The following is a 12,485-nucleotide window of genomic DNA, read 5'->3' as shown; positions in this document are numbered from 1 at the left end:
CGGTCAGATTCCAAGCAATAAGGTAATGCCGGCGCCGGCGCAAATAACGCCGAAAAGCGTCCTCATCCAACGGCCATGCCGCGCGGAAACTCGCCCGATCATCAAACCGATACCCAGCAGCAGCGCGGTCGATACGAGAAAACCGCCCGTATACCCGAGGGCCTGGCTGCCCATTCCGGCTTCAAGCGCATGCACATAACCGTGACTGAAGGCAAACAGCGCCGCTAATACGCTCGCCCAGCCGTGTCGAGCAGAAACGTAGGGTGGGTTCGGCGCGCTTTGTCTACGCCCTTCAAATCCTACGGAGTTTTCCGCGCGCCGAACCCACCTTTTGCAACCCCCGTGGTGGGTTACGACGCGGGGAAAGGACAAACGACAAATAAAGATTGTTCCGATGCGCGTCGTAACCCACCCTACGTTCTTCGCCAGAAAAAATAATTTCGACGGAACTCGCAGCAGAATCGCCCCGATCGCCAGCACCGACGCAGCGACCCAAATTTCCGGCCCTTGCAGCACCATGCCGGCAAATGCCAAAGATCCCCCGGCCGCCATCGCAGCAAGAAAGGCGGCCGGCAGCCATCCGCGTGCAGCCCCGCCTAAAAAACCTGCCCACAAACCCACGCCGACCATCACCAGAATATGATCGATGCCCAGCAGCGGATGCCAGAGACCGGCCCGAAAATCATGTGCAAGCCCCTGTCCGACATGCGCTTCCGCCGGCAGCGACAGCGACAACAATAACCCTGCAAGCAAAACTGCCAAATGGTGGTGTTTCATAAAACTCTCCGAAAAGTCATACGGTCAAATAGCGCTTGACCAGATCGTCGTTCAATTGATTGATCGCACCGGCCGCAACGCCGCGCCCGCGGTCCATGATACAGAAACTATCGGCGATCTTGCGAGCAAAAGGCAGTTTTTGTTCGACCAGCAATACCGTAACGCCGAGTTCGCGATTGATCCGGGAAACGGCTTCATGAATCTCGAAGCGCGGTTCGCCGGCCGCAGGCGCGGCCGGGACCTTGCCGAGCCCGCGGTTCAACCGCTTGATCACATCGCCGATTTCGCTGACGATATTCGGCTGGATGCCTTCGGTCGGTTCGTCCAGGATCAACAATCTCGGATTGATCACCAGCGCCCGGCCGATCGCCAGTTGCTGCTGCTGGCCGCCGGATAAATCGCCGCCGCGCCGTTTCAGCATAGCCTTCAGCACCGGAAAAATTTCGAACACCGACTCGGGAATTTTGTTGCCGAAAATCTTCGGCGCGGCGCGCAGGCCGGTTTTCAGATTCTCCTCGACGGTCAGCAGCGGAAAAATCTCGCGCCCCTGCGGCACGTAGCCGATGCCCAGCTCGGCGCGCTTCTCGGCCTTGATTTGTGTGATATCGGTACCGTCAAAGCGGATGACGCCGCCGCTGCTCTTGACCAGCCCCATCACCGTCTTCAACAAAGTCGTCTTGCCGACGCCGTTGCGCCCGAGCAGGCACAGGCAGGCGCCGGCCGGAACGTCCAGATTCATTTCCCACAAGGTATGGCTTTCGCCGTAGTGTTGATCCAACGATTCGACTTTCAGCATCAGTCCCCCAAATAAACCTGTATTACGCGCGGATCGTTCTGTACCTCGTCCATCGTGCCTTCGGTCAGCACCGAACCTTCATGCAGCACGGTCACCTTGTGCGCGATCGAACGGATGAATTCCATGTCGTGCTCGACCACCACGATCGAGCGCTTGCCCTGCAGCGACAGCAAGAGTTCGGCGGTACGCTCGACTTCCTGATGCGTCATCCCCGCCACCGGCTCGTCGACCAGCATCACCAGCGGCTCCTGCATCAAGAGCATTCCGATTTCCAGCCATTGTTTCTGGCCGTGCGACAGGATGCCGGCGCGTTTGCCGGCCAAAGCGGTCAGCCCGATCGTTTCGAGCGTCTGCCCGATCAGATCGCGCTGCTCGCCGTTCAGTCTGAACAGCAGCGACGACCAGGTGCTTTTGTTCGCTTTCAGCGCCAGTTCGAGGTTTTCGAACACGGTCAACGCCTCGAACACGCTCGGTTTTTGAAATTTGCGGCCGATGCCCGCCTCGGCGATCGCCGCTTCGTCCATTTTCAAGAGGTCGATCGTCTGGCCGAAGAACACGCTGCCCGTGTCGGGCCGGGTCTTGCCGGTAATCACATCCATCAGCGTGGTCTTGCCGGCGCCGTTCGGCCCGATCAGGCAGCGCAGCTCGCCCGCATCGATATACAGCGACAACTGATTCAACGCACGAAAGCCGTCGAAGCTGACCGACACATCCTCCAGATACAGGATCGTGCCGTGGCGGGTATCGACCACGCCTTCGTGATACATCGCGCCGTCAAAGGCCGACTCGTCAATGTTCGGTTTTTCCTTCGTCAATTCGATCATGCCGCACGCTCCTTCAACCTGCGGTTCAGCAAGCCGGCGATCCCGTCGGGCAAGGCCAGCGTGACCAGGATGAATGCCCCGCCGAGCACGAACAGCCAGGCGTCGGGCAAGAGTCCCGTGAACACCGTTTTGCCGTAATTGACCAGCACCGCGCCGACGATCGCGCCGTACAGCGTGCCGCGTCCGCCCAGCGCGACCCAGACCACGATCTCCAGCGAGTTCAGCGGCGAGAATTCGCTCGGATTGATGATCCCGACCTGCGGCACATAAAGCGCACCTGCAATACCGGCCAGCATCGCCGCGAACACGAAGATCCACAGTTTGTACATCTCGACCCGGTAGCCGATAAAGCGCACGCGCGACTCCTGATCGCGGATCGCGGTCACAACACGGCCCAGTTTGGTATTGACCAGCCATCGGCAGGCCAGGAGCGCCCCGATCAGGGCGGCACCCGAGATGAACAGCAGCGCCGCCCTGACGCCTTCGGCCTGGATATTGAAGCCGAGAATGTCCTTGAAATCGGTCAGCCCGTTATTGCCGCCGAAGCCCATCTCGTTCCGGAAAAACGCCAGCATCAGCGCATAGGTCAAGGCCTGCGTCATGATCGACAGATAGACGCCGGCCACCCGCGCCCGAAACGCCAGCCAGCCGAACACGAAAGCCAACAGGCCCGGCGCCAGCAGCACCATGAGCAGCGCAAAGCCGAACCGGTCGAAGCCGTGCCAGTACCAGGGCAGTTTGTCCCAGTTCAAAAACACCATGAAGTCGGGCAGCAGCGGATTGCCGTAAACGCCGCGCTCGCCGATCTGGCGCATCAGGTACATGCCCATCGCATAACCGCCGAGCGCGAAAAACGCGCCGTGCCCCAACGCCAGAATGCCCGCGTAGCCCCAGACCAGGTCCAGCGACAGGCCGAGCAGCGCAAAGGTCATGTATTTGCCGAGCAGCGAAACCGTATAGGCCGAAAAATGCAGCGCCGAGCCTTCCGGAAACACCAGGCTGCACAGCGGCACGATTACGGTAATCGCCCCCAGTACCGCCAGCACGGCCAGAGCGGTCTTATCATTGCCGAAGAAAATCGCTTTCATCGCTTACGCCTCCGCCGCCCGGCCTTTCTGCGGAAACAATCCGCGCGGGCGTTTTTGAATGAATAGGATGATGAAGACCAACACCAGAATTTTGGCCAGCACCGCGCCGGCGTAGGGCTCCAGAAACTTGTTCGCGATCCCAAGCGAAAATCCTGCGACCAGCGTGCCGAACAGATTGCCGACGCCGCCGAACACCACGACCATGAACGAATCGACGATATAGGCCTGCCCCAGATTCGGGCCGACATTGGTGATCTGGCTCAAGGCCACACCGGCGACGCCGGCGATCCCGGAACCAAGCGCGAAGGTCATCGCGTCGACCCGGCCAGTCGGAATGCCCATCGCCTTCGCCATCCGGCGGTTTTGCGCGACCGCCCGCACTTCAAGGCCGAGCCGGGTACGCTTCAAAATTTGCAAGAGCGCCGCGAAAACCAGCAGGCAAAAAATCAGGATGTAAAAACGGTTCCAGGTCAGCGACAGAAAATCGTTAATCTGCCAGGAGCCGCTCATCCACTCGGGCGTCGCGACGCTGCGGTTCAACGGCGAGAAGATCGAACGCACGCCCTGCTGCAGGATCAGGCTGACGCCGAAGGTCGCCAGCAGCGTTTCGAGCGGACGCCCGTACAGGAAACGGATCAGCCCGCGTTCGATGGCCAGCCCTGCGAGCGCGGAAATCAAAAAAGCCGCCGGTATCGCCAGAAATATCGATAACCCCAGGCTGTCCGGCAGCAGTTGCTGAATCACATAAGTCGTATAGGCGCCGAGCATCATCAACTCGCCGTGCGCCATGTTGATCACGCCCATCACGCCGAAAGTGATTGCGAGGCCGATCGCCGCAAGTACCAGGACTGCACCGAGGCTGAGGCCGAAAAACACGGTTTCGATCGAACGGTAAAAATGGATACGCGCCTCGATCGAACGCAGGGTCGTTTTGGCTTCGCTGCGAATATCCGCATCGGCTTCCGCATAGCCGCCTTCGCCGTCGGCTTCCAGCATCGCGTTCAGTTTGTTCACGACGGCCTGGCTGTCATAGTCCTTGAGCGCCTGAATCGCCTTGAGGCGGGCGGCTTTATCGTCGCTGTCGAGATCGCGGACCAGAAAGATCAAGGCGATTGCCTGCTTGACGCGTTCATCCGTTTCGGCCGCGCGGTGTTTCTGCAAAAGATCCAGCGCATCCTGATCCGCGTCCTTCATCATCGCGCCGATGGCGGCAAGGCGCGCCGACGCGTCTTCGGACCCGAGCCGGAGCCGGCCGATCAGTTTGCGCAGCTCGCCGCGCAAACGGCTCGTCACGTTGATCCGGCCGATCGCCTCCGCCTCGGCAAGCCCCAGATCGGCGCCGTTCGAAGCCTCTTCTATCCGGTAGCGGCCGTTGTTTTTTTCCGCGATGACCGGCCGGCCCGAGGCTTTTTCCAGATAAAGGCGGCCGTCCAGCAAGGCCTGTAAAATATCCGGACTGCGCGGATGGCCGGATTCGGCCAGCGCCGCGATGCCTTGTTCGCGTTCGGCCATCGAACCCCGGCCGATTTTCGCGACCGCTTCGGCAAAGGCGTCCCGGATGCCCGGTTGTTCGGCGCGCGCGCCGCCTGGCGGCAACATCAGCGCGATCGTCAGGCCGATGATCGTGCTATAGGTTTTGATAATCATCTGGTGTCCCGAAATATTCAATTTTGATCGTTCCCATTTATGCCCTTGGGGTACGCTCTGCGCTCGTCATTAATTCACACATCGGGTTGCGACCACGGTGTAGGTTGGGTTAGCGATAGCGTAACCCAACGTTTGATGTCCCGATGTGTTGGGTTACGCTATCGCTAACCCAACCTACGTAGGGAGTTTTCTCGTAAGCGCTCTGCGTGGGAACGATAAGCGGGGAGTTTATTTGTAATTCTGCCCCGAGCACTTTTTGGTCTTGGTGTTGTAATTGCCGCAACTGATCGGTGCGGTCCAGTCCGCGATGATCGGTTTGCTTTCCGGCAGATAGTCGGACCAAGCGTCGCCGTCGACAACCTTATTGGTCTGCCAGACGGTCAGGAACTGGCCGTTATCCTGAATTTCGCCGATCAGCACCGGCTTGCTGATGTGATGGTTCGGCAGCATCTTCGCGGTACCGCCGGTCAGGTTCGGAAACTCGACGCCGATCAGCGCCTTCTGCACCGCATCCGGATCGGTCGTGCCGGCCTTTTCGACCGCTTTCACCCACATGTTGAAGCCGATATAGTGCGCTTCCATCGGGTCGTTGCTCACGCGTTTGTCGTTCTTGATAAACGTCTTCCATTGATCGATGAAGGCCGCGTTCTTGGTCGTATCGATGCTCATGAAATAGTTCCATGCCGCGAGATGACCCACCAGCGGTTTGGTATCGATGCCGGACAGCTCTTCCTCGCCGACCGAGAAGGCCACGACCGGAATGTCCTCGGCCGAGACGCCCTGGTTGCCGAGCTCCTTATAGAACGGCACGTTCGCATCGCCGTTGATGGTCGAAACCACCGCGGTTTTCTTGCCGGCCGAGCCGAATTTCTTGATGTCCGCGACGATGCTCTGCCAGTCGGAATGGCCGAACGGGGTGTAGTTGATCATGATGTCCTTCTTCGAAACGCCTTTCGCTTTCAGATAGGCTTCGAGAATCTTGTTGGTCGTGCGCGGATACACGTAATCCGTGCCGGCCAGCACCCAGCGCTTGACCTTCAGGTCGTTCATCAGGTAATCGACCGCCGGAATCGCCTGCTGATTCGGCGCCGCGCCGGTATAGAACACGTTCTTCGACGACTCCTCGCCTTCGTACTGCACCGGATAGAACAGGATGCCGTTCAGTTCCTCGATCACCGGCAGCACCGATTTCCGCGACACCGAGGTCCAACAACCGAAGATCGCGGCGACTTTGTCCTTGGTCAGCAGCTCGCGCGCCTTTTCCGCGAACAGCGGCCAATTCGACGCCGGATCGACCACGACCGGCTCCAGCTTCTTGCCGAGCAGGCCGCCTTTCTTGTTCTGTTCGTCGATCAGCATCAGCATCGTATCCTTCAGCGTCGTTTCGCTGATCGCCATCGTGCCGGACAGGGAATGCAGGATGCCGACCTTGATCGTGTCTTCGGCGGGCTTGGCCTCTTCGGCCGCAGCGGCCTGCATACCGGCCAAAAGCACTGCCGCGGATAACGCACCGGACAGCAGCCGGCGGGGGGATCGTTTTGAAAATAAACTCATGTGAATTCTCCTTGCTTGAATGGTCTTGTCGTTAAATTTGCCACTGGAAGCCCAGCGTCATCGCATTCACCCGGTCGCCGCTCGCGGTGGATGAGTAATCCAGGCCCTTGGTCATCAGGTCGCCGTACTGCCAGCTCAGCGAAATACGGGCGTTATGGCCGTCGATCACGTAATTGACGCCGCCCTCGTAAACCTCGCGGGTCGCGCTGCCGTTCGGATCGACGTTCACGTAGCGCACGAAGGGCTGGAACTGGCCGATCCAGAGTTTTTCCGGAAACAGGTACATCGCGCTAACGTCGTAGGCGTTGCCTTCGAACATCGCGAAACCGCCGCCGGCATCGCGCGAAGCCTGGCTGTAGCCGTCCGAAATGCCGTAATTCTTGTACTCGCCGTTCAGGGTCACCACGCCTTCGTTGGGCAACACTTTTTCGAGCAGCATATCGACCGCGGTGCCCCGGAAAGTGCCCGGATCGAGCTGCGTGCCCGCGCCGTCCTCCTGGTACTGATTCGAAATCGCCAGGGTCAGGATGTCGCCGCCCTTGCCGTAATAGGTGCCGGAGGTGTAATAGCCGGGATTTTTTTCGACGTCCCAGAAGTTGTAGGCGATGCGTTGCGAATAGAGGATGTTGTCGTCGACGTTCGCACCGCCGCGCAGGCCGCGGAAAAAACCGAGCGCGTACTGCAAACGTCCGTCGAAGAACGAACCCCAGACCGTCGCGCCGTCGTCCCGTCCGAACGAACCGGCGGAAGTGCCGTCGCTTTTGATCACCAGATTGAAGTCGGCCGGCTCGAACGGCGTGCCGGTCGCAAAGATGTTGTAAATCGCGCTGTAGAACGGACCGTTCATTTCCCGGCGCTCGGCCGGCACCAGCATCCGCCCGGCCCAGATATTGAACATCGAATTCAGTTCGAACTTGCCGATCGCATCAAGGATGCGCATCTCGCCGCCGTCGCCGCAGGTCTGGCAGTCGGTGTTGAATTCGAGCTTGATGTATTGGTGGATCTGGCCGTTCAGGTACAGACGGATGTTGTCCAGGTTGAAATCGTTGGTCCATTTGCCGCCGTTCGCGGCGCCTTCGGTCGAGCGGAAACTGGTGCGGAGCCCCGCGCCGACGCTGACCCATTTGGTGTCGTCGATCTTGAAAGTCGCCCCGGCTTCCGCGGCCGGCGCATGCCCGCCCGCCGCGATCGCCAAAGCCAGTGCCGGTAAGGCCGGAAGCAGCCGCTTGCCCGCCGTCTGCCCGATGGTATCGTTCATGTTAATCCCCCAAAACTGATAAGCTTGAATGTGACTTGCGCATCAGGAATTTCGCGATGCAGCCTGGTTCGGCTGGCGGAAATTATTCGGCGGGACCATATTTCGCACAATGCGTCATCTGACTGATCAGTCAAATGACGTATGGCGGAATTCGAGCGGCTTTTCTATAGTGCCGGAAACGGTAACGGGTACACATTCCGATGAAAAAACGCACATCCTTTCGCTTATGGAAGACTCTGGGATTCCTGGTTCTGGCGCTGCTTGCCGACATTGCCGCGGCCGGCATTGACAAGGCGTCGGTCCGGAACATCGAAGTCACGGTCGACGAACAGAATCTCGATCAGTTCGGCGTCTCCTTATCCGCAGAGGAATTGGCCCGGGGAGTCGGAAAAAATCTGGCCGATGCCTATTTCCCGGTGCTCAAGCCCGGCGAGAAAGCGTTTTCGCATACGCTGAAGGCCTTTCTCCATCCCATCAAACACCAGGACACGCCGGTCGGATTTTCTTTCAGCGCCGGCAATTCGGACCCGCGCGCGCAGGATTTCCAGAAAGCCGATGTGTTGACGATCGAATGCGGGTTAAGCGACAACCGGACCCCGGCCAACACCGTCAGCCGAACGATGGAATTCGGCGCAAGCTCGCTAAAGCATGCAATCGGCAAGAAAAACAGGCAGCAAATCAGCAAAATCCTGGTCGAGCAGATCAGCACGGCCTGTTATGACCTGCTGGAGGATTTGGAACTGGACGAGTCGGCCGCGGATACCGGAAAAAGCGCCGTCAAGCGCCCCGGCTGGATGCCGCAAATACGCGTCGAGATACGGAACGAGGAGCCGGCGTCAGCCGAAAACAACGCGGGCAAAACAGCGTCGAAACCCGCGAAACCGGCACAGCACGAAGAACCGAAGAAAAAGATGATCATCCATAACCAGGGCTCCCCGGTGATTTTGAAGCTTGGGCACGAGCGATTGTAGGGTACGCTGCGCGTACCTTCAAAGGTTTTACCCGGCGATTGTCGCCGTACCGGTACGCGCAGCGTACCCTACGGTGCTGCATGCCGGGCCGCACTTTATCAAATACCGATTAAACGTTATGCTTCCGCTTTACGATTCGATCCGCGATCATCATGTCCAGCGTCATCTACCAAAACATCACCAAGATCCGCCGCGACTATAACGCCTGGGTCGCGAACGAAACGCTGGAGGACTACGCGCTGCGGTTCGCGCCGCGTTCGTTCCGCAAATGGCCGGAATGGCAGGTCGCCAATACCGCCTTCGGCTCGACTTCGTTTCTGGTGCTCGAAGCGATCGGCGGCTTTCTGTCGATCAATTTCGGCTTTACCAACGCCTGCTGGGCAATCGTCTCGGCCGCGCTGATCATTTTTTTGATCAGCTTTCCGATCAGCTATTACGCGGCGCGCTACAACATCGACATCGATTTGCTGACGCGCAGCGCCGGCTTCGGCTATATCGGCTCGACCGCCACCTCGCTGATCTACGCCTCGTTTACGTTCACCCTGTTCGCGCTCGAAGCCTCGATCATGTCGCAGGCGCTGGAGCTGTATTTCCGGATTCCCATCGCCTGGGCCCACCTGATCAGCGCGGTGATGGTGATTCCGCTGGTCACGTTCGGGATCACCACGATCAGCCGGCTGCAGCTCTGGACGCAGCCGGTCTGGCTGGTCCTGCTGATCGTTCCCTATGTCGGCCTGCTCCGGAACGAACCGGAGGCGGCGCTGACGCTCAGCGCGTATTTCGGCATCGCCGCCGGCTTCGAGGGCTTCGACTGGCTGGCGTACGGCGCGGCGACCACGATCGCGTTTTCGATGATCGCGCAGATCGGCGAGCAGGTGGATTTTCTGCGCTTCATGCCCGACAAGAAAAAGCACAACCGAATCCGCTGGTGGATCGCGACGATTTCCGCAGGTCCCGGCTGGATGCTGTTCGGCATGTGCCGGCAGCTCGCCGGCGCCCTGCTCGCGCATCTGGCGGTCCGGCACGGCATTGCGCCCGAACATGCGCACGAACCGACGCAAATGTATCTGATCGCCTACCAGGAGCTGATCGCCGACCCGCGGCTCGCCCTGGCCGTTACGACGTTGTTCGTGGTGCTGAGCCAGATCAAGATCAATGTGACCAATGCTTACGCGGGCTCCCTGGCCTGGTCCAATTTTTTTTCGCGGCTGACGCACACGCATCCGGGCCGGGTCATCTGGCTGTTTTTCAACGTGATGATCGCGCTCTTGCTGATGGAGTTCGGCGTGTTCGGCGCGCTCGAAAAAATTCTCGGCCTGTTTTCGCACATGTCGATCGCCTGGATCAGCGCGGTCGCCGCCGAACTAATGATCAACAAACCGCTGGGGCTCAGCCCGAAAACGATCGAGTTCAAGCGCGCCTATCTCCCCGATCTGAACCCGGTCGGCATCGTTTCGACATTGACCGCTTCGATTTTTTCGATCATGGCCTACGCCGGCCTGTTCGGGGATTATCCGCAGGCATTTTCGGCCTTTATTGCGCTGGGATTGACCTTTATCCTGATGCCGGCGTTGGCTTTTTGGTACGGCTCCGATCGCTACCTGGCGCGCGACCGTTTGCGCCGCAACCGCAAGCTGCACAACGCATGCTGTATTTGCGAAAACGAATTCGAACATGAGGATATCGCCTACTGCCCTGCCTATGCGGGCAGCATCTGCTCGCTTTGCTGCACGCTGGACGCGCGCTGCTTCGATGCCTGCAAGCCGGGCCATACGCTCGAGGACTATCTGCATACGGTCGCGCGGCGTTGTTTGCCGGCGCGCCTGACGCTCGAATTCCGGCTGCGCCTGCTGCGCTTCGCGCTGCCGTTTTCGCTGCTGGCGGTCTTGAGCGGCATTTTCATCGGCATCATTTATTACCAGGATCTGATCGAGGCGGCCGCGTATCCCGAAACCTTCCGCCTGCTGCTCCAAAATTTCATCAAGACCTATACCGCGCTGCTGGTGTTCATCGGCCTGTGCACCTGGTGGCTGATCCTGAACGACGAGAGCCGGCGCATTGCGCACGAAGAAACCGCGAAACAGACGCAAACGCTTCTGACCGAGATCGAAAAACACAAGCAGACCGACGCCAAACTGCAACAGGCGCTGACTTTGGCCGATTCGGCGAATATCGCGAAAAGCCGCTTTCTGAGCAATATGAGCCACGAAATCCGCTCGCCTTTGAACAGCATCATCGGCTATGCGCACATTCTCGAAAATGACCCCTCGATCCCCGAACACCGGCAGCAGGCGGTCAGAACGCTGAAACGCAGCAGCGAGCACCTGTCCGCCCTGATCGAAGACATTCTCGATATCGCCCGGATCGAGGCGCGCAAATTCGAACTGAAATACCGGCCGGTCAATTTTCCGGTCTTCATCGACCATCTGGTGCAAATCTTCCGCGAACAGGCGACCGAGAAAGGGCTGGCTTTCCGCTGCCATATCGGCAATACCCTTCCCCACTGCATCCGCGGCGACGAACGGCGCATCGGGCAAATCCTGATCAATCTGCTGAGCAACGCAGTCAAGTTTACCGAGCAAGGGGAAATCATCTTCAAAATCGGCTACAGCGGCGGCGTCGCGACCTTCCAGGTAGCCGATACCGGCACCGGCATCAAAGAAGAACACCTGCCGGACATTTTCGAACCGTTTACCCGCTTCGGTTCGGCCGGCGGCAATGCGGCGGCCGGCAGCGGGCTGGGACTGACGATCAGCAAGATTCTGGCCGAAATCATGGGCGGCGAATTGACCGTCAAAAGCGCGCCCGGACAAGGTTCGCAATTTTCGGTGCGCCTGTGGCTGCCGAGCCTCAGTGCCCCGGCCGACCTGCTCGAAACCGATATCACGGGCTACCACGGCCCCCGGCTCAAATTATTGATCGTGGACGATCAGATCGATCACCGGCAACTGTTGCTGGTGCTGCTGGAGCCGTTGGGCTTTTATCTGGCCGAAGCCGGCTCAGGCGAAGAATGCCTGCTCAAAATCGAAGAGGACAAGCCCGATCTGATCCTGCTGGATTTATCGATGCCGGGCATCGGCGGCGCCGAAACGGCGGTGCGCCTGCGCCGGCAGGGCTACCCACATCCGATCATCGTGCTCAGCGCGAATGCTTATCCCGCCGACCGTCTCGCCGCGCTCAACGCCGGCTGCAACGACTTTCTGGCCAAGCCAATCCAGGTCAAGGAGCTTTATTACAAGCTGAAACTGCATCTGAATCTGACCTGGATCGTCAAGGAATGGAACACTGGCACTGCCGCTGCCGCGCGCCCCTTGGAACGGCCTCCCGCAGAGATCATCGAATTGCTGACCGACTCCGTCCGCATTGGCGATTTACTCGGCCTCACCCGACAACTCAAGCAGCTCGGCGGCGAATATCCCGAGTACCAGGCGTTTTTCGCCAAAATCAGGCAATTGGCCGGCGAATTCCGGATCGCCGAAATCAAGAAGCTGCTCCATGCGCCCGCGGCCGACAAACCGCCGGCATGACGGTATGTTCAGGCAAAAACGGCTACCTCTGTGACTTTCTCTT

Annotated in this window: 9 protein-coding genes; 2 read left to right on the top strand and 7 right to left on the bottom strand. The window is 59.2% G+C overall.

The features are described from left to right. Positions 1-3: 3 nt before the first annotated feature. From METAL_RS19750 to METAL_RS02650, 7 genes are all read right to left on the bottom strand, one after another. Positions 4-777, bottom strand: a complete 774-nt coding sequence (locus tag METAL_RS19750; RefSeq protein ID WP_005369382.1) for a HupE/UreJ family protein — start codon at positions 775-777, stop codon at positions 4-6. Positions 778-793: 16 nt separating this feature from the next. Next, complete coding sequence (locus METAL_RS02675) at positions 794-1,573, bottom strand: ABC transporter ATP-binding protein (RefSeq protein ID WP_005369381.1); 780 nt, start codon at positions 1,571-1,573, stop codon at positions 794-796. Further along, entirely contained in the window at positions 1,573-2,340 is a 768-nt protein-coding gene (urtD, locus tag METAL_RS02670) for an urea ABC transporter ATP-binding protein UrtD (protein WP_051040450.1), read from the bottom strand. The genes METAL_RS02675 and urtD overlap by 1 nt, the downstream gene beginning before the upstream one ends. A gap of 53 nt (positions 2,341-2,393) precedes the next feature. After that, complete coding sequence (gene urtC, locus METAL_RS02665; RefSeq protein WP_005369379.1) at positions 2,394-3,485, bottom strand: urea ABC transporter permease subunit UrtC; 1,092 nt, start codon at positions 3,483-3,485, stop codon at positions 2,394-2,396. Between the two features lie 3 nt (positions 3,486-3,488). Beyond that, entirely contained in the window at positions 3,489-5,132 is a 1,644-nt protein-coding gene (gene urtB / locus METAL_RS02660; protein WP_005369378.1) for an urea ABC transporter permease subunit UrtB, read from the bottom strand. A gap of 228 nt (positions 5,133-5,360) precedes the next feature. After that, on the bottom strand, positions 5,361-6,611 hold the full coding sequence (gene urtA, locus METAL_RS02655; protein ID WP_245549510.1) for an urea ABC transporter substrate-binding protein: 1,251 nt from the start codon (positions 6,609-6,611) through the stop codon (positions 5,361-5,363). Positions 6,612-6,717: 106 nt separating this feature from the next. Next, positions 6,718-7,944 (bottom strand): porin family protein, encoded by a 1,227-nt coding sequence (locus tag METAL_RS02650; RefSeq protein ID WP_005369376.1) that lies wholly within the window; start codon positions 7,942-7,944, stop codon positions 6,718-6,720. Positions 7,945-8,144: 200 nt separating this feature from the next. Here METAL_RS02650 and METAL_RS02645 point away from each other — a divergent pair, with 200 nt between their 5' ends. Together METAL_RS02645 and METAL_RS02640 are read left to right on the top strand one after the other, a co-directional pair. After that, positions 8,145-8,915, top strand: coding sequence for a hypothetical protein (locus tag METAL_RS02645; RefSeq protein WP_005369375.1), 771 nt, complete (start codon positions 8,145-8,147; stop codon positions 8,913-8,915). A 152-nt stretch (positions 8,916-9,067) separates the two neighbouring features. After that, a complete protein-coding gene (locus tag METAL_RS02640) occupies positions 9,068-12,442 on the top strand; it encodes a hybrid sensor histidine kinase/response regulator (RefSeq protein WP_005369373.1) in 3,375 nt (1,124 codons plus the stop codon). Positions 12,443-12,485 lie beyond the last annotated feature (43 nt).

Source organism: Methylomicrobium album BG8 (assembly GCF_000214275.2).
In the GTDB taxonomy this organism is placed as follows: Bacteria; Pseudomonadota; Gammaproteobacteria; order Methylococcales; family Methylomonadaceae; genus Methylomicrobium; species Methylomicrobium agile.
This window is presented reverse-complemented; position numbering and strand designations above follow the sequence as displayed.

Bases quoted from the DNA above. Each gene is read 5' to 3' on its own strand.
- METAL_RS19750 (WP_005369382.1), bottom strand. From the start codon at position 777: ATGAAACACCACCATTTGGCAGTTTTGCTTGCAGGGTTATTGTTGTCG.
- METAL_RS02650 (WP_005369376.1), bottom strand. From the start codon at position 7,944: ATGAACGATACCATCGGGCAGACGGCGGGCAAGCGGCTGCTTCCGGCC.
- urtA (WP_245549510.1), bottom strand. From the start codon at position 6,611: ATGCAGGCCGCTGCGGCCGAAGAGGCCAAGCCCGCCGAAGACACGATC.
- METAL_RS02675 (WP_005369381.1), bottom strand. From the start codon at position 1,573: ATGCTGAAAGTCGAATCGTTGGATCAACACTACGGCGAAAGCCATACC.
- METAL_RS02645 (WP_005369375.1), top strand. From the start codon at position 8,145: ATGAAAAAACGCACATCCTTTCGCTTATGGAAGACTCTGGGATTCCTG.
- urtB (WP_005369378.1), bottom strand. From the start codon at position 5,132: ATGATTATCAAAACCTATAGCACGATCATCGGCCTGACGATCGCGCTG.
- urtD (WP_051040450.1), bottom strand. From the start codon at position 2,340: ATGTATCACGAAGGCGTGGTCGATACCCGCCACGGCACGATCCTGTAT.
- METAL_RS02640 (WP_005369373.1), top strand. From the start codon at position 9,068: ATGTCCAGCGTCATCTACCAAAACATCACCAAGATCCGCCGCGACTAT.
- urtC (WP_005369379.1), bottom strand. From the start codon at position 3,485: ATGAAAGCGATTTTCTTCGGCAATGATAAGACCGCTCTGGCCGTGCTG.